The 23,012-nt window shown below is 71.8% G+C and carries 24 protein-coding genes and 1 tRNA gene; 14 read left to right on the top strand and 11 right to left on the bottom strand.

What is annotated here, in order from left to right; translation table 11 throughout:
* Nucleotides 1-68: 68 nt before the first annotated feature.
* From ACFQ9V_RS01920 to ACFQ9V_RS01905, 4 genes are all read left to right on the top strand, one after another.
* Nucleotides 69-944, top strand: a complete 876-nt coding sequence (locus tag ACFQ9V_RS01920; protein WP_382457488.1) for a sensor histidine kinase — start codon at nucleotides 69-71, stop codon at nucleotides 942-944.
* 56 nt (nucleotides 945-1,000) lie between these two features.
* Nucleotides 1,001-1,318, top strand: coding sequence for a hypothetical protein (locus ACFQ9V_RS01915; protein WP_382457487.1), 318 nt, complete (start codon nucleotides 1,001-1,003; stop codon nucleotides 1,316-1,318).
* A 14-nt stretch (nucleotides 1,319-1,332) separates the two neighbouring features.
* Entirely contained in the window at nucleotides 1,333-3,000 is a 1,668-nt protein-coding gene (locus ACFQ9V_RS01910; protein WP_382457486.1) for an alpha/beta hydrolase, read from the top strand.
* A 98-nt stretch (nucleotides 3,001-3,098) separates the two neighbouring features.
* Entirely contained in the window at nucleotides 3,099-3,515 is a 417-nt protein-coding gene (locus tag ACFQ9V_RS01905; protein ID WP_382457485.1) for a hypothetical protein, read from the top strand.
* A 25-nt stretch (nucleotides 3,516-3,540) separates the two neighbouring features.
* Here ACFQ9V_RS01905 and def read toward each other — a convergent pair whose 3' ends face one another.
* A complete protein-coding gene (gene def, locus ACFQ9V_RS01900; RefSeq protein ID WP_382457484.1) occupies nucleotides 3,541-4,107 on the bottom strand; it encodes a peptide deformylase in 567 nt (188 codons plus the stop codon).
* A 40-nt stretch (nucleotides 4,108-4,147) separates the two neighbouring features.
* On the opposite strand from def, the gene ACFQ9V_RS01895 reads away from it, so the two are divergent.
* The 4 genes from ACFQ9V_RS01895 to ACFQ9V_RS01880 all read left to right on the top strand — a co-directional run bounded on the left by ACFQ9V_RS01895 (nucleotide 4,148) and on the right by ACFQ9V_RS01880 (nucleotide 6,870).
* On the top strand, nucleotides 4,148-5,113 hold the full coding sequence (locus ACFQ9V_RS01895) for a DMT family transporter (RefSeq protein ID WP_382457483.1): 966 nt from the start codon (nucleotides 4,148-4,150) through the stop codon (nucleotides 5,111-5,113).
* An 89-nt stretch (nucleotides 5,114-5,202) separates the two neighbouring features.
* On the top strand, nucleotides 5,203-6,456 hold the full coding sequence (locus tag ACFQ9V_RS01890) for a glycosyltransferase (RefSeq protein WP_382457482.1): 1,254 nt from the start codon (nucleotides 5,203-5,205) through the stop codon (nucleotides 6,454-6,456).
* Between the two features lie 16 nt (nucleotides 6,457-6,472).
* Nucleotides 6,473-6,546, top strand: a tRNA-Ile gene (locus tag ACFQ9V_RS01885).
* Nucleotides 6,547-6,603: 57 nt separating this feature from the next.
* The gene (locus tag ACFQ9V_RS01880) at nucleotides 6,604-6,870 is read left to right on the top strand and encodes a type II toxin-antitoxin system Phd/YefM family antitoxin (RefSeq protein ID WP_382457481.1); all 267 of its coding nucleotides are present in this window, start codon (nucleotides 6,604-6,606) and stop codon (nucleotides 6,868-6,870) included.
* Between the two features lie 181 nt (nucleotides 6,871-7,051).
* Here the strand turns inward: ACFQ9V_RS01880 and ACFQ9V_RS01875 are convergent, their stop codons facing one another.
* Nucleotides 7,052-7,579: an AAA family ATPase gene (locus ACFQ9V_RS01875; protein ID WP_382457480.1), complete on the bottom strand. Its 528-nt coding sequence runs from the start codon at nucleotides 7,577-7,579 to the stop codon at nucleotides 7,052-7,054.
* Between the two features lie 4 nt (nucleotides 7,580-7,583).
* Nucleotides 7,584-8,609, bottom strand: a complete 1,026-nt coding sequence (locus ACFQ9V_RS01870) for an aldo/keto reductase (protein WP_382457479.1) — start codon at nucleotides 8,607-8,609, stop codon at nucleotides 7,584-7,586.
* A gap of 184 nt (nucleotides 8,610-8,793) precedes the next feature.
* Between ACFQ9V_RS01870 and ACFQ9V_RS01865 the strand changes: the two genes are divergently transcribed.
* Nucleotides 8,794-9,408 (top strand): TetR/AcrR family transcriptional regulator, encoded by a 615-nt coding sequence (locus ACFQ9V_RS01865; RefSeq protein WP_382457478.1) that lies wholly within the window; start codon nucleotides 8,794-8,796, stop codon nucleotides 9,406-9,408.
* On the opposite strand, the gene ACFQ9V_RS01860 is transcribed toward ACFQ9V_RS01865, so the two are convergent.
* Nucleotides 9,405-10,421: a hypothetical protein gene (locus tag ACFQ9V_RS01860; RefSeq protein ID WP_382457477.1), complete on the bottom strand. Its 1,017-nt coding sequence runs from the start codon at nucleotides 10,419-10,421 to the stop codon at nucleotides 9,405-9,407. The genes ACFQ9V_RS01865 and ACFQ9V_RS01860 overlap by 4 nt on opposite strands.
* A 153-nt stretch (nucleotides 10,422-10,574) precedes the next feature.
* Here ACFQ9V_RS01860 and ACFQ9V_RS01855 point away from each other — a divergent pair, with 153 nt between their 5' ends.
* Nucleotides 10,575-11,096 (top strand): hypothetical protein, encoded by a 522-nt coding sequence (locus tag ACFQ9V_RS01855; protein ID WP_382457476.1) that lies wholly within the window; start codon nucleotides 10,575-10,577, stop codon nucleotides 11,094-11,096.
* Between the two features lie 18 nt (nucleotides 11,097-11,114).
* On the opposite strand, the gene ACFQ9V_RS01850 is transcribed toward ACFQ9V_RS01855, so the two are convergent.
* The 5 genes from ACFQ9V_RS01850 to ACFQ9V_RS01830 all read right to left on the bottom strand — a co-directional run bounded on the left by ACFQ9V_RS01850 (nucleotide 11,115) and on the right by ACFQ9V_RS01830 (nucleotide 18,082).
* Entirely contained in the window at nucleotides 11,115-12,446 is a 1,332-nt protein-coding gene (locus tag ACFQ9V_RS01850; protein WP_382457475.1) for a M1 family metallopeptidase, read from the bottom strand.
* On the bottom strand, nucleotides 12,443-16,402 hold the full coding sequence (locus tag ACFQ9V_RS01845) for a Pls/PosA family non-ribosomal peptide synthetase (RefSeq protein WP_382457474.1): 3,960 nt from the start codon (nucleotides 16,400-16,402) through the stop codon (nucleotides 12,443-12,445). The genes ACFQ9V_RS01850 and ACFQ9V_RS01845 overlap by 4 nt, the downstream gene beginning before the upstream one ends.
* Nucleotides 16,403-16,443: 41 nt before the next feature.
* Nucleotides 16,444-16,830, bottom strand: coding sequence for a hypothetical protein (locus ACFQ9V_RS01840; protein WP_382457473.1), 387 nt, complete (start codon nucleotides 16,828-16,830; stop codon nucleotides 16,444-16,446).
* 65 nt (nucleotides 16,831-16,895) lie between these two features.
* Entirely contained in the window at nucleotides 16,896-17,372 is a 477-nt protein-coding gene (locus ACFQ9V_RS01835; protein ID WP_382457472.1) for an NUDIX domain-containing protein, read from the bottom strand.
* Complete coding sequence (locus ACFQ9V_RS01830; protein ID WP_382457471.1) at nucleotides 17,372-18,082, bottom strand: potassium channel family protein; 711 nt, start codon at nucleotides 18,080-18,082, stop codon at nucleotides 17,372-17,374. Before ACFQ9V_RS01830 ends, ACFQ9V_RS01835 begins: the two co-directional genes overlap by 1 nt.
* 75 nt (nucleotides 18,083-18,157) lie before the next feature.
* On the opposite strand from ACFQ9V_RS01830, the gene ACFQ9V_RS01825 reads away from it, so the two are divergent.
* Nucleotides 18,158-18,616: an NUDIX domain-containing protein gene (locus ACFQ9V_RS01825; protein WP_382457470.1), complete on the top strand. Its 459-nt coding sequence runs from the start codon at nucleotides 18,158-18,160 to the stop codon at nucleotides 18,614-18,616.
* Nucleotides 18,617-18,635: 19 nt separating this feature from the next.
* Here ACFQ9V_RS01825 and ACFQ9V_RS01820 read toward each other — a convergent pair whose 3' ends face one another.
* Nucleotides 18,636-18,971: a hypothetical protein gene (locus ACFQ9V_RS01820; protein WP_370053237.1), complete on the bottom strand. Its 336-nt coding sequence runs from the start codon at nucleotides 18,969-18,971 to the stop codon at nucleotides 18,636-18,638.
* A gap of 88 nt (nucleotides 18,972-19,059) precedes the next feature.
* Here ACFQ9V_RS01820 and ACFQ9V_RS01815 point away from each other — a divergent pair, with 88 nt between their 5' ends.
* Both ACFQ9V_RS01815 and ACFQ9V_RS01810 read left to right on the top strand, forming a co-directional pair.
* Nucleotides 19,060-20,733 carry a bifunctional 3'-5' exonuclease/DNA polymerase gene (locus tag ACFQ9V_RS01815; RefSeq protein WP_382457469.1) on the top strand — a complete coding sequence of 558 codons (1,674 nt, stop codon included), beginning with the start codon at nucleotides 19,060-19,062 and terminating at the stop codon, nucleotides 20,731-20,733.
* A gap of 79 nt (nucleotides 20,734-20,812) precedes the next feature.
* A complete protein-coding gene (locus ACFQ9V_RS01810) occupies nucleotides 20,813-21,655 on the top strand; it encodes a DUF1684 domain-containing protein (protein ID WP_382457468.1) in 843 nt (280 codons plus the stop codon).
* A gap of 80 nt (nucleotides 21,656-21,735) precedes the next feature.
* On the opposite strand, the gene ACFQ9V_RS01805 is transcribed toward ACFQ9V_RS01810, so the two are convergent.
* Nucleotides 21,736-22,302, bottom strand: a complete 567-nt coding sequence (locus tag ACFQ9V_RS01805; RefSeq protein WP_382457467.1) for a PadR family transcriptional regulator — start codon at nucleotides 22,300-22,302, stop codon at nucleotides 21,736-21,738.
* A gap of 167 nt (nucleotides 22,303-22,469) precedes the next feature.
* Here ACFQ9V_RS01805 and ACFQ9V_RS01800 point away from each other — a divergent pair, with 167 nt between their 5' ends.
* On the top strand, nucleotides 22,470-22,973 hold the full coding sequence (locus tag ACFQ9V_RS01800; RefSeq protein WP_382457466.1) for a DUF3145 domain-containing protein: 504 nt from the start codon (nucleotides 22,470-22,472) through the stop codon (nucleotides 22,971-22,973).
* Nucleotides 22,974-23,012: the final 39 nt, after the last annotated feature.

Here is a 23,012-nt window from a genome sequence, read left to right as displayed (position 1 = left end):
GGTGCGCGGCCCGGATATGATCGTCCGGGCCGCGCACCGGTCGTCTCCACCGGCCCGGAAGGACCAGCATGACCCCGCTCGCCACCACCCTCGCGGCCGCGCTCCTCGCGGCCGCCGTCGTGTTCGCGGTGCTCTGGCTCCTCGAGCGGGCCCGCCGGCGCCGCGTGCAGAATGCGCGCGAGGAGCGCGAGTGGGACCGCATCGACCGCGAGCTGGAGCTGGCGGAGCAGTCCGGCCGGTTCCGGATCATCGGCGAGCTCGGCGATGTCGCGGTCGCCGCCGTCTCCCGGCTCGTGAACCAGGCCGAGGGGATGCGCTACGCGACCGGCGCCGACCCGCAGGCGGCCTCCCGCTCGGCCGCCGCGATCGAGACTTCGGCCCGCGACGCGCTGGCCGACCTCCGCCGCCTGCAGAACGCCGTCGCCGACGGGAGCCGCGAGGTGCTTCCGGCGCCGGACCTGCACTCGGCGCGCGACCTGTTCCGGGTGATGCGCGAGGCGGGACTGGAGGTGACGTTCAGCGAGACCGGCGAGCGCTACGACCTGCGCCAGGGCGCGGAGCTCGTCGTCTTCCGCATCCTGCAGACCAGCCTCGGTAACGCCCTGGACCACGGCGGGCCCGGCACGGCGGCCGTCGTGGCGATGGCGTGGACGCCGGACGGCCTCCAGGTCACGGTCGACGACGACGGCATCCGCGCCGCCGCACGCCGCCGCGGCCTCGACCGCGCGGGCGTCGACCAGGCGACCGCCTACAGCGCCGACGACGACCTGCGCGCGGTGACCGAGTTCGTGGAGGGCGCCGACCTCAACGAACTGCGCGAGCGCGCCGCGCTGTTCGGGGGAGTGCTGGACGCGAAGCCGGTCCCCGGGGTCGGGTTCTCGCTGTCCGTGGTGTTCCCTGCGCTGCGGCACCACAATGGCGTGCACGGGGTGCCGTTGAGATAGCTCCGAGTGTCCGTGCGGCCGAGCCAGTAGAATGTGCACCACTAGTATGTGACGCTATGGCAGACATCGAGGTTCGACCCGACGAGGCGCGGGCAGCGACGGCGCGGGTCACGGCGGCAGCGGAAGGCATCGCGAGCACGGGAGCCGTCTTCCGGGCTGCGGGTGCAGAGGTCGTCTACGCGATGCGGTGTGCGTCGGTGCGGTCGGCGTTGAGCGAGGTCGTTGAAGACATCGTGGGCGTCCCGGCTGAGACGAGCGAGGCCTTCCGGAAGCTGGCGCAGATCGGGGAGAGCGCGGTGGACCGGGCGGTTGAGGCAGACCAGTGGGGCGCGAAGCTGCTGGGTGCTGTTCCGCTCCCGGTGGAGGCGCCGTGATCGGGGAGAGCGACGTGCGCGATCTGGCGGAGTCGGACCCGATCCGCGTGGCCGGGGCCGCCGTCGCCTTTCGCGACACGGCGGCGCAGATGGTCGGGTTCGCGCGGGAGGCGGAGTCGGCGCAGACCGCGTTCGCGGAGAGCTTCCGGTCGAGGAGGATGCCGGACGTCGTCGCCCGGTACGTGAAGCCGGGCCGGGAGGCCCTGGAGAATGCGCACACGACGGCGCAGGAGCTCTGCCGCGCGGTCGAGGCCGCGTGGCAGGCGCATGGCGAGTTGGCCAGGCGGCGGGACACGCTGCTGGTCTCGGTGGACGAGATGTACGCGCGCGACATCCCCACGGTGATCGAGGCATGGATGATGGTGCACGGTGCGACGCACTATCCGGAGATCCACGAGGTCCCGGCGGCGGTGGAGCTCGAGGAGGACGCGCGCTGGCAGGTGAGCGCGTTCAACCGGGCGGCCGAGGAATTCGTGGAGGAGTTCGAACGCGCGATCCGGGCTGTGCGCGTCGCCGCGCGCGACCGGGTGGCCCGGCCGTCCGCTGCAGGCGTGTCGGCGCCGATGGTGCCGGCGAAGAGATTGCGTTCGATGACCCCGGCGCAGGTCGAGGAGTGGTGGTCGTCGCTGACCTCGGCCGCCCGACAGAAGTACGTGACGGAGCTGCCCGGCGTGATCGGGACTCTGGACGGAGTGGACGCGGCCTCCCGCTCGGCGGCGAACCGGGCCGAGCTGGCCCGCTTCGCCGCAGAACTGAAGACCATCGCGACGGATGACCCCGGCTACGCGGCCGCACAGGTGAAATTGCGGGCGGTCGAGGCGATCCAGGAGACCCTCGGCCCCCACCCGGAGCACCGGAAGCCACCACGGCAACTGCTCCTGCTGGACCTGACCGGCGCGAATCCGAAGGCCGCAGTGTCGGTCGGAGACCTGGACACCGCCGATCACGTCACCTACAGCATTCCCGGGATGATGACCACGGTCGCCAAAGACATGAGCGCGTGGACCAGCGCGAGCCAGAACCTCCACTTCAAGCAGCAACAGATTGCTCGCGAGCGCGGAGCATCGGAACGGATCGCGGTCGTGGCATGGCTGGGGTATGACGCACCGCAGAATGCCGCACAGGTGAGCGCGAGTGATTCCGCTCGCGCAGGAGGAAAGTCGTTGGCGGCGTCCTTGGAAGGCACGCTTGCATCCCGCGGTTGGCCGGCGAAGTCCGAGCGCCTGTCCGTCGTGGGCTTCTCCTACGGTTCGACGGTCGCCGCGGAAGCGTTGAAGCTGGCGTCCGCCGGCACGTTCGCGTCCGTCGGATCGGCAGGCATCCGCCTGGAGAGTGCGCCATCTACGGGTGTGCCACGGGATCGAACCGACTTGATCCCACGCCCGACGCCGTTGAACGTGCCCCGGGGCGGCATCTCGGCCGGGCAGTCGAGCGGAGACGCTGTCGCTACCGTGGGCCGGCTTGCCAGCGGTCGCGCGGACCCCGCTGACTTCGGCGCCGTGCCGTTCAGCACAGACAATGCCCGAACCCCCGAGGGGATGGACACGGCCGGGACCACCGAGCACGAAGCGACGGTCCACGCGAGCAACCCCGACGCGTACGGGTACTACGACGCGGAGACCAGCGCTCTCCACAACCTGGCTGCGCACACCATGGGCTATCCGAACGCGGTGGCGAAATGACCAGGCGGGCACCAGTTCTCGCAACCCTTGTCTCCGCCGGGCTGTCCCTCGCCGGCTGTGCAACAGCGGAACCTTCTACTGGAAAGGCGACCTCCTCCATGACCTCTGTATACCCGACCGCGAGTGAATCGAGGGCAACCCTCCTCGCGCTGTTCGAAGCGACGAAGGAGGTCATCGGTGGAACGAGCTGGGAAATCCACGGATCGGACTATGGGCTGTGCTACCTCCCCGACGGGAGCGAGGGGGCAGAGTACATACGGCAAGAGGCCACGGAACCGACGTTCGAGCCGCTGACCATGGCGAAGGAAATAGCCGCGTTGTGGGAGTCCGAGGGCTACCAGGGGGTGACCATCGAACCGTTGCCGGATGTGGCCGGTTTCGAGATCAAGTATCCCAAGGATGCCGACCGAGTGTACTTTCGTGCGTCGACCACCGTCTTCGCGTCGTTGCTCTACATGTCGGGCCCGTGCATTCCGGGCGACGCCGACGAACTCGCAATCGACCTCCTGGAGTGACGGCAAACCGCCGCGAACCGATGCTTCAGTCCTCGAGGTGGTCCCGCCCCGGCAGCCAGCTCAGCCCCGGCACGCCCCACGAGTTCTTCCGCTGCGCCTTCAGCGCGGCCTTCCCGTACGGGTGCTCCAGCCGGTCGACGTAGAGCACACCGTCCAGGTGGTCGTACTCGTGCTGGAAGATGCGCGCGAGCCAGCCGCCGGCGCGGACCGTGAACGGCTCGCCCTCCAGGTCGACCGCCTTCAGGATGACGTACTCGGCGCGTCGCAGCGGGAAGCGCTCGCCAGGGAACGACAGGCAGCCCTCCGACTCGGTGTCCTCGTCCGGCTCGCCGACCGCCAGCGGGCTGAGCCACAGCACCGGGTTGATCGCGACGCCGCGGTGCAGCACGTCCTCGTCGTCCGTCCAGCCGTAGACGAACAGGCGCAGCGGCACGCCGACCTGCGGGCCGGCGAGGCCGACACCCGGCGCCTTGTCCATCGTCTCGAACATGTCCGCGACGAGCGCGCGGAGGTCGTCGTCGAACTCCGTCACCTCCGCTGCGCGGGTGTGCAGGACGGAGTCTCCGGTGATCCGGATGGGAAGGACGGCCATTCGGCAAGACTATCGGGATCATGTTGGGTAGGGTCGTGGCGTGGCAACGGAACTGATGGACGCGCTCGAGCTGGCTTATCAGCCCAGTCAGCTCCTGGGCATCCCGGTGGCGCTGGTCGGCGCGGTGTTCCTGTCCATCGGGGCCCAGCTGCAGCACCACGGAGTCGCCAAGGTGGAGGCGCAGACCCAGGATGCGAAGGGCGGCCTCAGCGTCCGCCAGCTCGGGCTGCTGCTCGCGCGGCCCTCCTGGGTGATCGGCACGCTGCTGCTCGGGCTCGCGATCGTGTTCCAGCTCGTCAGTCTGAAGCTCTCGCCGATCATCCTGGTGCAGCCGCTCGGCGTGGTCGGCCTGGTCATCACGAGCGTGCTGAACGCGCGGGTGAGCGGCGTGAAGCTCAACCGGAAGTCCGTCATCGCCATCTCGCTGTGCGTCGGGGGCGTCGGCGCGTTCGTCATCATCGCCGCGATCTTCGCGCGCGACCAACCGGTGACCACCCAGGCGCTCGTCGTCATCCTGATCATCCTCGCCGTGGTCCTCATCGTGTTCGGGCTGCTGTTCGCGTTCCTGCGGCACAGGTTCAAGGCGATCATGTACATCGTCGGGGCGGGCGTCCTCTACGGTTTCGTCGCCACGCTCGCCAAGGTGGTCATCGACCGCATCTCCAACCAGGAGTGGGACTGGCTGCTCGTGCTGTGCATCCTCGCGCTGCTCGCGGCGGCGATACTCGGCGCGTACTTCGTCCAGAACGCGTACTCGTCCGGGCCTCCGGACCTGGTCATCGCCGGCCTGACCGTGATCGACCCGCTCGTCGCCGTGACCATCGGCATCGTGGTCCTCAACGAGGCGGCGGGGGCGCCGTGGTGGGCGATGCTCGGCTTCGCGATCACCGGCGCCGTGGCGATCTACGGCGTGTTCCAGCTCGCCAAGCACCACCCGCAGTCGAACCTCGACGCGCCACTCACCGAGAGGCTTGCGGACCCCGTGCGGGAATCCGGCCTAGACTGAATCGATGAATCGCCGGTCCGACCCGTCCGGCGCGCTCAGACCGTCGCCGGGCGAACCGCCCCGGCCGAAGACCGTGAGGGACTCACCACGTGCCTGATACGAGCGGAACGCACGACCTCCCGCCCGCCCCGGCCGAGCACAGGCCGATGACCATCCTCATGGGCTGCGACACCTTCGCTCCGGATGTCAACGGCGCCGCCCGCTTCGCCGAGCGGCTCGCCGCCGGCCTGGTCGCGCGCGGCCACGACATGCACGTCGTCGCGCCCGCCGCCGGCCGTCGCCACGGGACGTGGATCGAGGAGCACGAGGGCGAGAAGCTCACCGCGCACCGCCTGCGGAGCTGGCGCTGGTACCCGCACGACTGGCTGCGGTTCGCCCTCCCGTGGATGAGCAAGGCGAACGCCCGGCGCGTCCTCGACGAGGTCAAGCCCGACGTCGTGCACTTCCAATCGCACATCGTCGTCGGGCGCGGGCTCGCCTACGAGGCCCAGAAGCGCGGCATCCGGATCGTCGCGACGAACCACGTGATGCCCGAGAACATCATCGAGTTCACGCGGCTGCCGAAGTTCCTGCACCACACCTTCGTGACCCTGGCCTGGCGGGACGCGCGCAAGAGCTTCGACCGCGCAGAGGCGATCACGACCCCGACCCGCCGCGCGGCCGAGTTCCTGGAGAAGGCGACCGGCCTCCGCGGCGTCCACGCCATCTCCTGCGGCATCGACGCCCACAACTACACGCCCGACTTCACGCCGCGCACCGGCAACCGCATCCTCTTCGTCGGCCGGATCACCGGCGAGAAGCAGATCGACGTGCTGCTGAACGCGATCAAGCTGCTGCCGGAGTCGCTGGACGCCCAGCTCGAGATCGTGGGCGGCGGCGACCAGTTCAAGAACCTCCAGTCCCTGGCCGAGAGCCTGGGCATCGCCGGCCGGGTGAAATTCCTCGGCTACGTCACGGACGAGGAGCTCCGCCAGGCGTACACCCGCGCAACGGTCTTCGCGATGCCGTCGATCGCCGAGCTGCAGTCCATCGCGACGATGGAGGCGATGGCCTCGGCGCTCCCGGTCGTGGCGGCCGACGCGATGGCGCTCCCGCACTTGGTGCACGACGGCGAGAACGGCTACCTGTTCCGGCCCGGCGACGCGCAGGACCTGGCGGACAAGCTGGAGAACGTGCTCACCCTCCCGCAGGAGGAGCTCGACGTCCTCAAGAACGCGTCGCTGCGGATCGTGGCGACGCACGACATCCAGACCACGATCAGCACCTTCGAGAGCCTGTATCGTGGAGAGCCGGTGGCCGACCCGGTGACGGCGGCGGCCCCCAGCGTGCCCACCCCGGAGTAGCCGGAGCGGGACGCACGGGGCGGTAGCTCAGCTGGTTAGAGCATCGGACTCATAATCCGCCGGTCACGGGTTCAAGTCCCGTCCGCCCTACCGAGACGACGTGATGGGCGCTGCGCATCCGTGAGACGGCGAGCTACGCTCGCATGCATGGAAACCGTGACGCACAGCGAGATGCGCAACCGCAGTCGCGAGATCCTGCGCCGTGTCGAGGCGGGCGAGTCGGTGGGGGTCAGCAACAACGGCCACCTAGCCGCCATCATCATTCCCGCGCCCGGTGATCCGCTCGACAGCCTCGTCGCGCGCGGGGCGGCTCGCGCCGCACTCACTGGGGCAGGCGCCCTGGCAAGGATCACGCGAGCTGTCTCGCCGCTGAGCTCCGAGCAGATCATGGGGGATAGCAGGGGCCACTGGTGACGGCCGCCTACCGGACACCGCTGCAGCGATGAAGCTTGTGGTCGAGGAGCGGAGTCCAAGGAGCCAGTCGTCGCCCTCTCCGTTCCGGGTCGCGCGCTACGGCAGGAGCCGCGGCTGCGGCACGCGCCGAAAGTGCTGCTGAAGGCGCATCCGCAGGAGATGTGGGCGATTCGTCCTGTCATCAGCGCCCCGCGACAGCGGCCTCCAGCGCCGCGAGCGCCCCGTCCTCAGCCGGAATTCGTACGGCCTCCGGCCGCGACTGCAGGAACTTCTCGAACTCCGGCACCACCACCTCCATCTCACTGGGCAACGTCGAGTAGATATCCCCGGATCCCAACTCCGCCGCGCGCCCCTCGAACCGCTCAGCCGCGACCCCGGCGTCGATCCGCAACGCCGTCTCCACGAACACCGCCCCGCACTCCTCCGCCGTCGCCTCCAACCGCTCGATGAACTCCTCCCGCCGCAGGTACTGAGGCACCACGACGTCGCGGCCGCTGCCGAGGTGCGCCGAGATCGCCGCGATCGCGAGGTCGCGGGCGGCGAGGCCCGCCGAGTGGAGGTCCTGGTGCCAGCCGCCCAGCATCGCGCGCAGCACGTCGATGTCGAGGGCGAGCGGGAGGCCGGACGCGTGCCGCGCGCACCAGGCGCGGGCGAGGGTGGTCTTGCCGCTGGCGGGGACGCCGTTGATCAGGATCAGGCGGGGCGGCACCGTCTCAGGCCGCCGACCGCTCCGCCGCCGGGCGCCGTCGCGCCGCCGGGTCGCCGACCTCCGGCCCGCGGTACACCATGTCCATCGCCCCGATGCTCTCGCCGGGCGGGACGATCGCGTCGATGCGGTCGAGGACCTCGTCGGACAGCGTCACGTCCACGCCGGCGAGGGTGTCCTCGAGCTGTTCCATCGTGCGCGGGCCGGCGATCGCGGAGGTGACCCCGGGGTGCGCGATCACGAAGGCCATCGCCAGGTGGGTGAGCGGGACGCCGACCTCCTCGGAGAGCGCGATCAGCTCCTCCACGGCCGCGAGCCGGCGCTCGTCGCGGAAGTGGCGCATCCCGGTCCGGGTGGAGCGGAAGTTGTCGTTCTCGCCGCCCGCCCGGTACCGGCCGGTGAGCGTGCCGCCGGCGAGCGGGCTGTAGACGAGCGTCCCCATGCCGTAGCGCTGCGCGACGGGCAGGATCTCGCGTTCGATCTCCCGGTCGAGGAGGGAGTAGTTGGGCTGCTCGGTGCGGAGCCGCTCGTAGCCGCGGCGCTCGGACATCCACTGCGCCTCCACGATCTCGGAGCCGCGCATCGAGGAGGAGCCGATCGCGCGCACCTTTCCCTGCCGGACCAGGTCGGTGAGCGCCGAGAGCGTCTCGTCGATGTCGGTGTCCGGGTCGGGGCGGTGCAGCTGGTACAGGTCGATGTGGTCGGTCTGCAGGCGGCGGAGGGAGCGCTCGACCGCCTGCATGATCCAGCGGCGGGAGGCGCCGCGGTGGCTGAGGTCGTCGTCCACCGGCCCCCAGAACTTGGTCGCGAGCACGACGTCGTCGCGGCGGCCCTTGAGCGCCTCGCCGACGACCTCCTCGGAGTCGCCGTAGCGGTCGGCGGTGTCCACGAAGTTGATGCCCGCGTCGAGCGCGCGGTGGATGATGCGCACGCCCTCCGCGCGGTCGGGGTTGCCCAGCGAGCCGAGCATCATCGCGCCGAGCGCGTACGGGGTGACCTTGATGCCGGTGCGGCCGAGAGTGCGGTGCTGCATGACTTTCTCTCCTGAGTCGAGGGGTTCGTGGTCTGGCGCCGGGACGACGGCAGGCCTAAGATCGAGCAATCGGAACATGATTCCGGATCGGTGGGATTCCAAACGGAACGCTGTTCCGGTTACTCCTTCGACGCTACACCGATCATCGGCGAATCACCAGAGGAAGGACACCGGGGACAGCCGCATGCCCGCGAACCCGAGCAGCCTCAGCGCAGGGGAGCCTGCGACCCGGCCCCGTCGCGCCGACGCCCGCCAGAACGCCGATGCGCTCGTGGAGGCCGCCACGGCGCTGTTCGCGGAGGCCGGGGTCGACGTGCCCGCGCGGGTGATCGCCGCGCGCGCCGGTGTCGGTGTCGGCACGCTCTACCGGCACTTCCCGCTGCGGTCCGACCTGATCTCGGCCGTGTTCCGGCGCGAGCTGGATGCTTGCGTCACCGCTGCGGCCCCGCTCGCGGCGGCGCACCCGCCGGGGGAGGCCCTCGACCGCTGGATCATGCGCTACACCCGGTTCGTGGCCGCCAAGCGCGGGCTGGCGGGTGCCCTGCACTCCGGAGACCCGGCCTACGAGCCGCTGGCGGCCTACTTCTCGACCCACCTCACGCCGACGCTCGCCGGCCTCCTCACGGCGGCACAGCAGTCCGGCGACATCGCCCAGGACGTCGACGCGGGGGAGTTTCTCGGCGCCGTCGCCGATCTGTGCCACGGCGTCCGCCCGGACGGCGCGACCTCCGGGCGCGCGGAGCGGATGGTGGGCCTGCTGCTCGCCGGACTACGATCGGCGGAGGCGACGGAGGGCTAGGCCGGTAACTGCGGCGGCGCCGGGTCTTGCCCAGGGTGGAGCTTCACCCACCAGAAGTAGACCTCCTCGTAGAACCGGTCGGCGAACTCCTCAGGGGGCGCAGACACGTCGACGCCGATCGTGTACGGGCGATCGGGCTCCACGGGTACGAGCCGGCCGCTCGCGTCGGTCAGCGGATGCACCGCCCACATCGGGCCGGTGTGCATCGCTTCGAGGACCACGTGGTCGGAGACCCGCACGCGCACGTTCTCCAGCTGGTCGGGGGAGTCCGGCGACAGTGCGAAGTCGACCTGCGCATCCGGCCAGTGCGCCCGGAGTCGCCCGAGCACTCGGGCGACGGTCTGAGAACCCACGGACTCTGACATGGCGGCGGCGCCTTTCGACGGGGTGCGGGGATGGGTGAACTGAGGAACGACGGCAACGACCGCCAGCACGATCGCGAGGCACGCCAGCAGCTGGACGACGAGAGGGCGCCAGTGCATGCGCAGCGGGACGCGCTTGGTGAAGAACAGCCGGCTGACGGGCACGGCGAGCGCCAGCGCCCAGCCCGCTGCCGCCAGGGAGAGGAGCGGCACCCACCAGGAGGTCAGCAGCGCCACGATGGTGAGCGGAAGCGCCCAGGTCCCTCGGCGCAGCGTCCGGCCCGCGCGCGCCCCCTCGCTGTCCGGGTCGACCGGGATGGCGTAGTCACCGGACCGTTCGGATCGGGGGCCCGTCGAGGTGCCGACAGCGTACGGCCCGAACGCCGCGGGGCGTGGCCCGGCGACCTCCCGATCCCCTTCGGCGGCGTCGACGAGCTCCGGGACCAGCGCGGGCGTGCCCATCAGCCGGAGCGACGAGTCCGCCGGGTAGGCACGCAACGCCTCCAGCCAGTGATCGTAGAAGGCGCGGAGTCGGCGCGAATCCGCTTCGATCCGGGCGGCCGCGGCATTGTCGATGACGATCCCGAGCTCCCGCCGTCCCCAATACGTCGCCCAGGCGGCGACGAACGCGTCGTGATCGACCTCTCGCATCCATCCCCCCGGTGCAGCCCTCCGGCCAGCCTAGGCACCGCGATCGCCGTTCCGTCGCCCCCAGTTCTTGGCGCGGACGGCCGCTCCCTGCACCCTCGGTCCCCGAGCGCAAGGCCCTGACGGCGCCCCGTGCCGCGCGTACCGTGCCGCGGCATGAACGCAATCGGATGGATCGTGCTGATCGTCGTCATCGTGGTCATCGTCGTGGGGATCGTGATCGTCGTCTCCATGATGGGACGACGGCGCAAAGTGGAGGCCGACCGGCAGCGGGCGGCCGAGCTGCGGGAGGCCGCCTCCCGCGACGAGCTGGCCGCGCGCGAACGCGAGGCGAAGTCCGCCAGGGCCGCCGCTGACGCCAAGCAGGCCGAGGTCGACGCGGAGCGGCTGCGCCGGGAGGCCGACGAGCGCGAACGCGCCGCGGCGGCCGCCCGCGACGAGCAGCAGGACAAGCTGAGCCGCGCCGACGACGTCGACCCGGACGTCGAGACCGACCGGCACGGCAACCGCGTGGTCGCCGACGGCGCGGCGGACGACACCCGCCGCGACGACGTCCCGCCGCCCCGTCCTGCCGCCGAGACCGCCGAGCCGGCGCCCGCCACCGCGGCGCCCGCGCACGACGCGCCGCGCATCGACGGGATCACCGGCGAGGAGCGCCGCCCGGAGGATCGGCCCTAGCGGGCAGGCGCTGCGCGCTCACTCGCTGAGCGACGGCAACCGCGTCTCGCGCAGCCATGCGTCGAAGAACGCGTCAAGCGGCTCGTCCGAGAACCCGGCCGCGAACGCCTCGAAGTCCGCCGTCGACGCCGTCCCGAAGCGGTGCGCGGCCGACCAGCCGCGCACCAGGTCGAAGAACGTGTCGTCGCCGAGCCTCCGGCGCAGCGCGTGGAGGAGGCACGCGCCGCGCTTGTAGACCCGGTCGTCGAACATGCTGTCGACGCCCGGGTCGGCGAGCACCAGGTCCTTCGGCTTCACGCGCAGGACGGCGTGGTGAGTGCGCGCGAGCGTGTTCGCCGAGTGGCTCCCGGAGTACTCCGACCAGATCCACTCGGCGTAGCAGGCGAAGCCCTCGTTCAGCCAGATGTCCGACCAGCGGGCCAGGCCGACGCTGTTGCCGAACCACTGGTGGGCGAGCTCGTGCGCGATCAGCCGCTCCGAGCCGCCGCGGCCGTCGACGTGCGACGAGCCGAACGTGGCCATGCCCTGCGACTCGAGCGGGATCTCCAGCGGGTCCTCGGTCACCACGACCGTGTAGGACGGGAACGGGTACGGGCCGAAGCGCTCCTGGAAGCACTCGATCATCCGCCCGACCGGCGCGAAGTCGGCCAGCACGCGGGCGGCGAGCGCGGGCGGATAGGCGATCACCCACTCCACGCCGCCTGTGCGCCGGGGCTCCAGCACGTAGCGGCCGATCTGCACAGCGGCGAGGTAGGTCGCCGTCGGCTCCGGACGCTCGTACGTCCAGGTGCCGCGGCCTCCGCTGACGCTGTGGCCGGCGAGCTCGCCGGTCGCGAGCACGGTGTACGGCTGCTCGGTCGTGATCGTGATCCGGTACGCGGCCTTGTCGGACGGCCGGTCGTTGCACGGGAACCAGGTCGGCGCCCCGGAGGGCTGCGAGGCGACGATGACGCCGTCGGTCAGCTCCTCCCAGCCGAGGGTGCCCCAGCGGGTCCGGCGCGGAACAGGGGAGCCGTCGTAGGCGACCTCGACCGTGAACTCCGCCCCTGCCGGGATCGGCTTCGCCGGCTTCACCCGCAGGTGGGTGGGGGACTGCGTGAACCGGGTGCGCTTGTCGCCGTCCAGCTTGACCCGCTTGGCGCGCAGGTGCACGAGGTCGAGCGAGACCGCCGAGAGGACGACGTTCGTGCGTCCCCGGATCACGGCCGTCCCGTCGAGCCGGTTCGTGGCGACCTTGTACGACAGCTCCAGGTCGTAGGAGAGCACGGAGAAGTCGTGGGTGCCGGAGCGCGGGAGGTAGACGTGGGACGCGGCGGGGACGGCGTCAGTGTCGAAGGTGGCCTCGGTCATCGCACCGCACGGTACTCGCGTACCACGACATCCCGCCACGGGCCGATCGGATTTCCGCTCCACCTGCTGCGGTCCGGCACCGTCTCGCCGCGCATCACCAGGGAGGCCGGTCCGACCGTGGCGTTGGAGCCGATCGCGGCCGCGGGCAGGATGACGCTGTGCGGCCCGAGGGTCCCGCCGCGCTCGATGATCACCTGGTCCATGCTCATGATTCGATCATGGAACAGGTGCGTCTGCACGACGCAGCCCCGGTTGACGGTGGATGCGTCGCCCAGCTCGACCAGGTCGGCCTCCGGGAGCCAGTAGCTGTCGATCCAGACGCCGTGCCCGATGCGCGCGCCCAGGCTGCGCAGCCACCAGACCAGCGCGGGCGTACCGGCGGCGGCCCAGGCGAACCAGGGCGCCGCGACCATCTCGGTGAAGGTGTCGGAGACCTCGCTGCGCCAGATGAACGACGACCAGAGCGGATGCTCGCCCGGCTTCAGCCGCCCGAGCAGCGCCCACTTCGCCGCGGTGCTGACGGCCGCGCTGACCGCGCCGGCGACCAGGAGCACCGGACCGCTGAGGACGATCGCCCAGCCGACGCCCCAGGCCTCGGAGAGCGCCGCGAGGGTCAGCAGCACGGCGAGTCCGATGGCGCAGGTCACGAACACCGGGACGATGCGCAGCAGCTCCCAGGCGGTGCGGGCGACGCGCAGCGAGGCTTTCGGCTCGAAAGTGCGGGAGAGGTCGGCGTCCTGCGCACGCCGGCGGAGCTTCACCGGCGGCGAGCCCAGCCAGGACGACCCCGCCTTGGCCTTGCGCGGGGCGACGGACAGCACGGCGACCAGCCCGTCGCGCGGCACCCGGTTGCCGCCGCCGGCCATCCCCGAGTTGCCGAGGAAGGCGCGGGCGCCGATCTCCGCCTCCGCGACGCGCACGTAGCCGCCGCCGAGCTCGTAGGAGGCCACCAGCGTGTCATCGGCCAGGAACGCGCCGTCGCGGATCTTGGTCATCGCCGGCAGCAGGAGCACGGTCGAGGCCTCCACGTCGCGCCCGACGCGCGCGCCGAGCATCCGCAGCCAGACCGGGGTGAACAGGCTGGAGTAGAGCGGGAAGAGCAGCGTCCTGGCCATGTCGAGCAGCCGCTCCGTCGACCACACCTGCCAGCCCACGCGGCTGCGCACCGGGTAGACGCCCTCCCTCAGTTGGAGGCCGAGGAGGCGCACGAGGACCACGACCACGCCCGCGAGCACGAGGCCCGCCGCCAGCGTCGCAGGGACGAGCGCGGCGGCAGCGCCGGGGATCGCAGCGACGATCGTGGTCGCGCCGCGCGTGAACGCCGCCACGATCAGCCCGCCGACGCCGAGCGCGACGACCGGCACGAGTGAGACGACGAGGGAGGCCACGGCGTACGCTGCGACCCACCTGGTGCGGCGCAGCGGCCGCTCGCCCGGCCACCACTCGCGTGCCTTGCCGACCCGGACGGCGGGGGAGCCCGCCCAGTTCTGGCCGGCGGGCACCCGGCCGAACACGGCAGAGCCCGGCGCCACGGTCGCGTCGCGGCCGATCTTCGCGCCGGGCATCAGCGAGCTGCGGGCGCCGACCGCGCTCCCTGCACCGATGCGGATCTCGCCGATGCGCACGAGGTCGCCGTCGATCCAGTACCCGGCGAGGTCGACCTCCGGCTCGATGGACGCGCCGGCGCCGATCCGCAGCATGCCCGTCACCGGCGGCAGCGCGTGGAGGTCGACGCCGCGGTCGATCGTCGCGCCCAGCGCCCTGGCGTAGTAGCTGATCCACGGGGCGCCGGCGAGGCTGGCCGCGCCGATCTGGTGGGCGACCTGCTCGGCGAGCCAGAGCCGCAGGTGCACGCCGCCGCCGCGCGGGTAGTCGCCGGCAGCGACCCCGAGCAGCAGCAGCCGTGCGGCGGCCACGGCGATGGCCATCCGGCCCCACGGCGTGACGAACACGATCAGCCCGACGATCAGCCACACCAGGTTCACGTCGGGGAGGAACCCGAACCCGCCGAACGGCCGCAGGATGCCCGCCGCCGTCAGCAGGTAGAGCAGCCAGCGGATGCCGTTCAGGATGAACAGCGGCACGGCGAGCACGGTCTGCAGCACCTGCATCCGCCGCGGCGTCGGCGGGACGACGTGCGTGGAGGCGGCGGAGGCCGACGGCGAGCTCTCCGCGAGCGCGGAGGCGAGCGAGCCGAAGCGCGGGTGCGCGTAGATGTCGGCGACCGTGATGTCCGGATGCCGCCTGCGCACCAGCGAGACGAGCTGCGCGGCCGCGAGCGAGCCGCCGCCGAGGTCGAAGAAGTTGTCGTCCAGTCCGCCCAGCGCCAGGCCGAGCACGCCGCGCCAGTCGGCGGCGAGCAGCTCCGAGACCGGGTCGAGGACCGGCGCGTCCTCGTCGGCCTCCTCCAGTGGCCAGGGGAGCGCCGCACGGTCGACCTTGCCGGAGGTGCGCACCGGGAGGTCGTCCACCACCGCCAGCAGCGGCACCAGCGCGGCGGGGAGCTCGGCGCGCAGCTCCGCCAGCGCGGCACGCCGGTCGAAGGCCGCCCGCTCCGGGACGGCGAGGTAGCCGACCAGCACGTCGTTCCCCGCCGCGCTCCTGCGCACCGCCGCGGCCGCCCCTGACACGCCGGGGAGCTGTTGGAGGGCGGCCTCCACCTCCCCGAGCTCGATGCGGCGGCCGCCGACCTTGACCTGGTCGTCGGCACGGCCGAGGTAGAACAGGCCGGCCGGGTCGAAGCGCACCAGGTCTCCGCTGCGGTAGGCGCGCCGCCAGCCGAGCGAGGGGAGTGGCGCGTACTTCTCGGCGTCCTTCGCCGGGTCGAGGTAGCGGGCGAGGCCGACGCCGCCGATGATCAGCTCGCCGGGCTCGCCGACCGATACCGGGGAGCCGTCGGGGCCGACGACTGCGAGGTCCCAGCCGTCGAGGGGGAGGCCGATCCGCACCGGTTCGCCCGCGGTGAGCAGGCTCGCGCAGGCGACGACCGTCGCCTCGGTCGGCCCGTAGGTGTTCCAGACCTCGCGGCCCTCCACGGCGAGCCGGTTGACCAGCTCGGGAGGGCAGGCCTCGCCGCCGAAGATCAGCAGTCGCACGGTGTCGAGCGCGTCGGTCGGCCAGAGCGCCGCGAGCGTCGGAACGGTCGAGACGACGGTGATGCGGCGCGCCGCCAGCCACGGACCGAGGTCCATGCCCGTGCGCACCAGCGACCGCGGCGCGGGAACCAGGCACGCGCCGTGCCCCCAGGCCAGCCACATCTCCTCGCAGGAGGCGTCGAACGCCACCGAGAGCCCCGCGAGCACGCGGTCGCCGGGGCCGATCGGCTCCTCCCGCAGGAACAGCCGCGACTCGGCGTCCACGAACGCTGCGGCCGAGCGGTGCCGCACCGCAACGCCCTTCGGAGTCCCTGTCGAGCCGGAGGTGAAGATGATCCAGGCGTCGTCCTCGGGTGTCGGCGGGTCGATGACGGGGAGGGCGGAGGTGCTCGGGTGCGGCTCCTGGCCCTGCACCGCGAGCGGTCCGGCCGGCACGTCGACGGCGTCCGTGCCGTCAGCGGCGGCCGTGGCGAGATAGCCGTCGTCCGTGATGACCCCGCGCACCTCCGCCTCGCCGAAGACGACATCGGCGCGCTCCTGCGGGTCGTCGGCGTCCACCGGCACGTAGGCGGCGCCCGCCGCGAGCACGCCGAGGATCGCCAGGTAGAGGTCTCGGCTGCCGGAGGTCATCCGCACGCCGACGCGGTCGCCGCGGCGCACCCCTGCCTCGCGAAGCCGCGCCGCCGTGGCGAGCACGCGGGCGAGCAGCTCGCGGTAGCTCAGCGCGCCGCGGGCGTCCTCGATCGCCGAGCCCTGCGGGTTGGCGGCGGCGGACTCCCGCAGGATGTCGATGAGCGTCCGCGGCGCGGGCGCGCGGTCCAGCGCCGAGAGGATCGCGGGCTCGGCGGTGGTGTCAGTCACGGCGGCAACCGTAGAAGCAGCCGGTTACCGGCCGGTGAACGTCAGCCCTCACCGAGCGCGTGCAGGAGCTGGGCCTTGTTCATCCGCGAGTAGCCTTGGATGCCCTGCGCCTTCGCCCGGTCGCGCAGGTCGCGGAATGTGGGGATGCCCGTGCTCGCCGCCGGGGCCGACGCGGCCGTGCGCGCCCGCTCGCGGGCCGTCTGGGCCTTCGCCTTGGCGTCCTTGGCCGCCTGCTCCGCCGACTTGCGGGCCCGCTGCGAGGCCTTCTTCGCGTCCTTCGCCGCTTGCTCCAGCGCAGCGGCGAGGTCCTCGGCCTCCTTGCGGGTCTTCTTGTCGAGCTTCTTGACCAGCCGCTGCGCCTCGTCGACAGCGGCCCTCGCGGTGATCAGGGCCTTCTCGGCGTCCTTCTCCGCCTTCTTCTTCGCCACCTGCTCCTCCTTCGTCCCGTCCGGCACGTGCAGCCAACCATACGACCGAGGGGGTGCCCTGCGCGCTAGTCGGATCCGTATTCGCCGAGGAGCCGCACGAGCGCGTCCAGAATGGGCCGCTGCCCCTTGGCGAGCTTCTCGTGCGCGACAGCGACCGGATGCCAGCCGGCGTCGTCCACCTCGGGGTACGTCCGGACGACGCCGGAGTGCGGCGGCCACTCCAGCTCGAACTCGTTGCTGACCAGCTCCGCGAGCTCGAAGTCGGCCTCCGCCGCGAACACCACGAAGGTCTTGCTCGACGCGCGGAACTCGCCGAGCGGGACGTACACGGCGTCGGGAGAGGGCGTACCCATCTCCTCGGCGAACTCGCGCCGGGCCGCGGCGAGGTCGTCGACATCGTCCTCCTCGACCAGTCCCTTCGGCAGCGTCCAGGCGCCCTCGTCCTTGCGCGCCCAGAACGGGCCGCCCATGTGCGCGATCCACACCTCACGGGCGGCCGTCCCGCGGCGGTGCAGCAGGATCGCCGCACTGCGAACCGCCATCAGGCCGACCTCTCCTCGAGCAGGGTCTTCAGCTCCGCCACCTGGCGGGACAGCTCCCGGATCTGCCCGCGGGTGGCCGCCCGCATGTCGATCTCGGTCTGCGCGACCCGCTCGACGATCCAGGAGGCCAGCGTCGCCGTCACGATGCCGAGCGTCGCGATGCCGCCGATCATCAGGCCGACCGCGACGAGCCTGCCCACCTCGGTGACCGGGACGTAGTCGCCGTAGCCGACCGTCGAGATGGTCTCGAAGGCCCACCAGATGGCCTGCGGGAAGGTCTCGATGTGCGCGTGCGGGCTCCCGCGCTCGGCGTCCAGCGCCGCCAAGGCGGCCGTGAACACCAGCAGGGCGACCGCGCCCGCGACATAGACGATCACGCGCCCACGGAACGCGGCGCCTGCGCTTCGCTGCAGGATGGCGAGGATCGTCACCAGCCGCAGCAGCCGCAGGGGCCGCAGCATCGGCAGCACGACGATGGCGAGATCGAACAGGTGCGTGTAGAACCAGCGCCATCGCTGCGGGGCGAGGGCGAGGCACACGAAGTAGTCGAGCAGGAAGACGACCCAGGTGATCCAGATCACTGTCTCAGCGACGACGAGCTGTGCCCCGTGGAGGTCGCCGATGACCTCCCAGGCGTAGGCGGCGAGGAACACCGCGGCGGCGGCAGTGAGTGGCCACTCGGTGAGGTGGCGCCAGCGTTGGAGTGTCATGTCCACACAGTAGGACCGTCTGCGAGAACCGTCACGCGGCGTCACCGGCTTCTGCCGTGCGGCTAACGTGGAGACGTGAACTCCGGCGACGCATGGGTGGAAGGTCCGAACGGCGAGCGCTTCTGGGGCCGCTTCGGCGCCGCTGGTCTGCTCGTCCACGACCTACGGCGCGGCGTGCTGCTCCAGCACCGCGCCGACTGGAGCCACTTCGGCGGCACCTGGGGCCTCCCGGGCGGCGCCAGGCACGAGGGCGAGACCGCCGTGGAGGGCGCCCTGCGGGAGGCCGCGGAGGAGGCGGCCGTGCCCGCGGACGCGGTGCAGGTGCTGTTCGAGAGCGTGCTCGACCTCGGCTTCTGGTCGTACACGACCGTGGTCGCTCAGGCGGTGCGCGCGTTCGAGCCGCACATGGCCGACGTGGAGAGCATCGAACTGCGCTGGGTGTCGGTTCCGGAGGTCGCTGACCTGCCGTTGCATCCCGGCTTCGGCGCGGCCTGGCCGGAACTGCGGTCGCGGCTGGCGGCGCTGGCGGGCTGAGAGCCGTAGCTCCGAGCCCTCAGGACGCGATGCGCGGCCAGAGCAGCGCAGGTGCGACGTCGTCGCAGCCGTCCGGCAGCCCGACGTACGGCCCTGCGCCCGGATACGGCGCCTGACCCGGATAGCCCGGCGCGCCCGGGTAGCCCGGATTCCCCCGGTACGGGTGCTCGTCGTCCATGAACAGGCGGTCGCCGTGCACGGTTCCGAGGTAGGAGCCGCCCGGGGTCACCGCGATGTCGTCGGACCAGGGGAACCAGCCGATCCAGTCGCCCTCGGAGTTGAACAGCCAGCGCGATTGCGGATCGGGTCGGTACGCGATCCACACTCCCTGGGAGTCGTGCAGGTACTCTGTCATCGTCGCTCGCCTTTCGGGTCGGCATCGCTTAAAGTGACGTTTCCTCACTATAGCGGGAAGTGTCGTCCGCTGCATGCAGAATTAGGGAGTGCAACTCCTACTCGACCGCGTCGCTCCTGGCCTAGTCGTGGTGATCCGTCCGGACGGTGACGACCCCGGGCGCACCGAGCTCGCGGAGGCCGACCTGCCGGAGTTCATCCGGCGCGAGGAGGCGGCGTCGCGGCCGCGCTGGGTCTGGGACGACACCCGCGCCTGGTACCCGCGGCTGTTGCAGGCGGGCGTCCGTGTCGAGCGCTGCGTGGACCTGCGGCTCAGCCACGCGATCCTGCGGGCCTCGACGCTCACCGCGGGCTCCGCGCTCGCAACGGCCGCGCCGGGGCCGTGGGACGCCGCCCGCGTGCTGGAGGACGCGCCCGAGCCTTCGGCCGCGACTCTCTTCGACCTCGACCACCCGGCCGAGACGACCCGGCCCTCCATCGAGCACGAGTTCGCCGCGCAGCAGGAGGCCGTCGCGGGCAGCGCGGAGCCCGGCCGGCTCCGCCTCCTGCTCGCCGCCGAGTCGGCCGGAGCGCTGATCGCGGCAGAGATGCAGCACGCGGGCCTCCCGTACAGCGTCGAGCGGCACGACGAGCTGCTGCGCGCCGTCCTCGGCCCGCGCCCGCGCTACGGGCGGCCGGAGGCGCTCGAGGCCGTGGCGGCGGAGATCCGCACGGCCCTGGAGTCGCCCGACCTCAATCCCGACAGCCCGCCCGAGCTCCTCAAGGCGCTCCAGCGCGCTGGCCTGATGGTGACCTCGACCCGGTCGTGGGAGCTGCGCGAGCTCGACCACCCCGCGATCCCGGCGGTGCTGAAGTTCAAGAAGCTCGCCAGGCTGCACGCGGCGAACGGCTGGAGCTGGCTCGACGCCTGGGTGCGCGACGGGCGCTTCCGGCCGGACTACATCCCGGGCGGCGTCGTCACCGGTCGCTGGGCCACGCGCGGCGGCGGCGCCCTCCAGCTCCCCAAGGAGGTCCGCGGCGCGGTCGTCGCCGACCCCGGCTGGAAGCTCGTGGTCGCCGACGCCGCCCAGCTCGAGCCGCGCATCCTCACCGGACTCGCCGGTGACACCGCGATGGCGGAGGCCGGACGCGGCCGCGACCTCTACGCGGGCATCGTGGCGAGCGGGGCGGTGGAGGAGCGCGCCCAGGCCAAGGTGGCCATGCTCGGCGCCATGTACGGCGCGACGACGGGCGACAGCGGCCGGCTGATGCCGCGGCTGGCGCGTGCTTACCCGCGAGCCGTGCGGCTCGTGGAGGACGCCGCGCGCACGGGGGAGCGGGGCGACATCGTGACCTCCCGGCTCGGCCGCAGCTCCCCGCGGCCCGGCGGGAGCTGGCAGGCCGCCCAGTCGGCGGCCTCCGGAGCCGAGTCCACCCCGGCCGAGGAACGCAGGGCGCGCAGCCAGGCGCGCGACTGGGGCCGCTTCACGCGCAACTTCGTCGTGCAGGCCAGCGCCGCCGAGTGGGCGCTGTGCTGGATGGCTGAGCTGCGCAACCGGCTCGCCCGGCTGACCCCGGCGGGCGCGGACTTCACCGCCGGCCCGCACCTGGTGTACTTCCTGCACGACGAGGTCATCGTCCACACCCCCGCGGAGTCGGCGGAGGCCGTCGCCGCCGAGGTCCGCGCCTCGGCCGAGGCCGCCGGGCGGCTGCTCTTCGGCGGCTTCCCCGTCGACTTCCCGGTCACCGCCGCCGTGGTCGACAGCTACGGCGAGGCCAAGTAGGCGCGGAGGCCGAGTAGGCGCGGGAATGGGGGAGTGTCGCGCTTGGTTGCACCCACCGACCTGACAGAGGATGGAGACCATGACCGACACCGCAGCCCTCGCCGACCCCGACGCCGTCCTCGCGCGCTACCACTCCCGCCGCGAGCAGGCCGTCACGGCCCCGCAGGGCAACCTGGCGCTCGTGAACACCCAGTCGATCACCGGTGAGCCGAGCTCCGAGCAGCCGGTCTGGGGCGTTCCCGGACTCTGGTCGCCGCTTCCGGCGGGCCAGTCCGGCCTGAAGGTCACCGCGATCGCCACGGACAACGTCTTCGTGGACGAGGTGCTGGTCGACGGCTCCGCGATCGTGCGCGGCAAGGACGACCCGCACCCGGGCGCCGTCCGCTTCAGCGACACCGTCACCGCCTTCGTCATCGCGAACGAGCAGGGCGAGTACGCGCTGCGGGTGTGGGACGCCCAGTCGGAGGACATCCAGAACTTCGGCACGATCGACGCCTTCCCGTTCAGCCCCGAGTGGATCATCACCGCGACGTTCTCGCCGATCGAGGGCGGCAAGACGGTCGGCTTCGAGCACCTCAAGGACGACGGCGCGACCCGGGACATGGTCATCCCGGGCGAGATCACCTTCAGCAAGGACGGCGTCGACTACAATCTCGCCGCCTTCAAGGCGGGCCGCGCGCTGCAGCTCGTCTTCTCGGACACCACGAACGGCGACAGCACCTACTCGGTCGGCCGCTTCCTGTTCGTCGTCCCGAACGAGGACGGCACGGTGACGCTCGACTTCAACCTCGCCGTGCTGCCGCCGTGCGCGTTCAGCTACAACTTCAACTGCCCGCTGCCTCCCGCGCAGAACCGCTTCGCGGTGCCGATCGAGGCCGGCGAGAAGAACGTCCTGAACAAGGACGGCGCCCTCCTCCACTGACAGCTGGTCGAAGGGCACGTAAACGCCCCTAAAACGCGGTTTTAGGGGCGTTTACGTGCCCTTCGGCGTCAGGAGTCGGGTCAGTCGAGGGCGGCGGCGGGCTTGCGGCCGCGGCGGGGGCGCTCGGGGCAGCGCGGCTGCACCAGCGCGCCGGGGTGCGCAGCGAGGGCCTTGGCGACCTCGTCCAGCCACTCGATCGCGGCGCGCGCGCCGAGCTCGGCCGCGCGGTTGGCGGCGAGCACCGCCCGCGAGTCCGCGTCGTGCGTCAGCTCCCGGATGCGCTCGGCGAAGGCCGCGCGGTAGTCCGCGACGACCACGGCCGCGTCCGCGCCGTCGAGCGAGGCGGCGACGAGCACCTGGTCCTGCATCTCGTCCCAGTCCGGACGCACGTCCCGCGGACCGGCGGTCAGCCACGTCCTGGCCTCATCGGCTCCCGCGTCCGTGAGCCGATAGAGCGGGAGGCCGTCGTCCGTCTCACCCGCCGGCTCGACCAGCCCCTGCTCGGTCATCCGGTCGAGCGTGGAGTACACCTGCCCGGCGTTGAGAGTGCGGCGGTTGGCCGCGCGCAGGAGGAACTCGTTCTGGAGCTGGGAACCGTAGGCGGGGCCCTGGGTCAGCACCGCGAGGAAACCATACTGAACCGACATACCCGGTATGCTATTCCGCTCTCTGCCGTGTGGCACGCAGGAATCGCCGAATCACAATCTTGTAACTCGGGCGCGTTGTCCGGCATAATCGCGGTAGTCAACTTCATAGGAGTCATGGCACTCGTTCGCGGTCGTAGGGGAAGACGTACCGACGAAGGAGGAAAACCATGACGGCTCACGCAGCTCGAGGAGTGCTCTACGTGCACTCCTCTCCCGGCGCGCTCTGCCCTCACATCGAGTGGGCGGCGGGACGCGCTCTCGGTCGCGCCGTCAACTTCACCTGGGAGACGCAGCCGGTGCTCAGGGGCGCCCAGCGCACCGAGTTCTTCTGGGACGGCCCCCAGGGCACCGGAGCGCGCCTGGCGACCGCCCTGCGCGGCTGGGAGCACCTCCGTTACGAGGTGACGGAGGACGCCGGACTCGGCACCGACGGCGGCCGCTGGATGCACACCCCCGATCTCGGCATCTTCTTCGCCCAGACCGACACCGCGGGCAACACCGTGGTGCCGGAGGACCGCGTCCGCTACGCGATGGAGGTCGCCGGCTCCAACCCGCTCGAACTGCACCGCGAGCTGCGGCTCGCGCTCGGCCAGGCGTGGGACGACGAGCTGGAGCCGTTCCGGCGCGCCCACGACGACACCTCGGTGATCTGGCTGCACAAGGTCGGCTAGCAGACTCCCGCGACGGGCCAGGCTACGCCGTCCGCACGC

This window comes from Leifsonia sp. NPDC056665, assembly GCF_042791795.1.
In the GTDB taxonomy this organism is placed as follows: Bacteria; Actinomycetota; Actinomycetes; order Actinomycetales; family Microbacteriaceae; genus Leifsonia.
The sequence above is the reverse complement of the archived record's forward strand: the minus strand, read 5'-3'. Positions and strand labels throughout refer to the sequence as shown.

Excerpts from the sequence above, each read along its gene's own strand:
- ACFQ9V_RS01835 (WP_382457472.1), bottom strand. The coding sequence starts at position 17,372 with ATGGCGGTTCGCAGTGCGGCGATCCTGCTGCACCGCCGCGGGACGGCC.
- ACFQ9V_RS01870 (WP_382457479.1), bottom strand. The coding sequence starts at position 8,609 with ATGCAGCACCGCACTCTCGGCCGCACCGGCATCAAGGTCACCCCGTAC.
- ACFQ9V_RS01850 (WP_382457475.1), bottom strand. The coding sequence starts at position 12,446 with ATGACCGAGGCCACCTTCGACACTGACGCCGTCCCCGCCGCGTCCCAC.
- ACFQ9V_RS01865 (WP_382457478.1), top strand. The coding sequence starts at position 8,794 with ATGCCCGCGAACCCGAGCAGCCTCAGCGCAGGGGAGCCTGCGACCCGG.
- def (WP_382457484.1), bottom strand. The coding sequence starts at position 4,107 with ATGGCCGTCCTTCCCATCCGGATCACCGGAGACTCCGTCCTGCACACC.
- ACFQ9V_RS01905 (WP_382457485.1), top strand. The coding sequence starts at position 3,099 with ATGACCTCTGTATACCCGACCGCGAGTGAATCGAGGGCAACCCTCCTC.
- ACFQ9V_RS01860 (WP_382457477.1), bottom strand. The coding sequence starts at position 10,421 with ATGCGAGAGGTCGATCACGACGCGTTCGTCGCCGCCTGGGCGACGTAT.
- ACFQ9V_RS01805 (WP_382457467.1), bottom strand. The coding sequence starts at position 22,302 with ATGTCGGTTCAGTATGGTTTCCTCGCGGTGCTGACCCAGGGCCCCGCC.
- ACFQ9V_RS01820 (WP_370053237.1), bottom strand. The coding sequence starts at position 18,971 with ATGACAGAGTACCTGCACGACTCCCAGGGAGTGTGGATCGCGTACCGA.
- ACFQ9V_RS01810 (WP_382457468.1), top strand. The coding sequence starts at position 20,813 with ATGACCGACACCGCAGCCCTCGCCGACCCCGACGCCGTCCTCGCGCGC.
- ACFQ9V_RS01880 (WP_382457481.1), top strand. The coding sequence starts at position 6,604 with ATGGAAACCGTGACGCACAGCGAGATGCGCAACCGCAGTCGCGAGATC.
- ACFQ9V_RS01855 (WP_382457476.1), top strand. The coding sequence starts at position 10,575 with ATGAACGCAATCGGATGGATCGTGCTGATCGTCGTCATCGTGGTCATC.
- ACFQ9V_RS01915 (WP_382457487.1), top strand. The coding sequence starts at position 1,001 with ATGGCAGACATCGAGGTTCGACCCGACGAGGCGCGGGCAGCGACGGCG.
- ACFQ9V_RS01830 (WP_382457471.1), bottom strand. The coding sequence starts at position 18,082 with ATGACACTCCAACGCTGGCGCCACCTCACCGAGTGGCCACTCACTGCC.
- ACFQ9V_RS01800 (WP_382457466.1), top strand. The coding sequence starts at position 22,470 with ATGACGGCTCACGCAGCTCGAGGAGTGCTCTACGTGCACTCCTCTCCC.
- ACFQ9V_RS01920 (WP_382457488.1), top strand. The coding sequence starts at position 69 with ATGACCCCGCTCGCCACCACCCTCGCGGCCGCGCTCCTCGCGGCCGCC.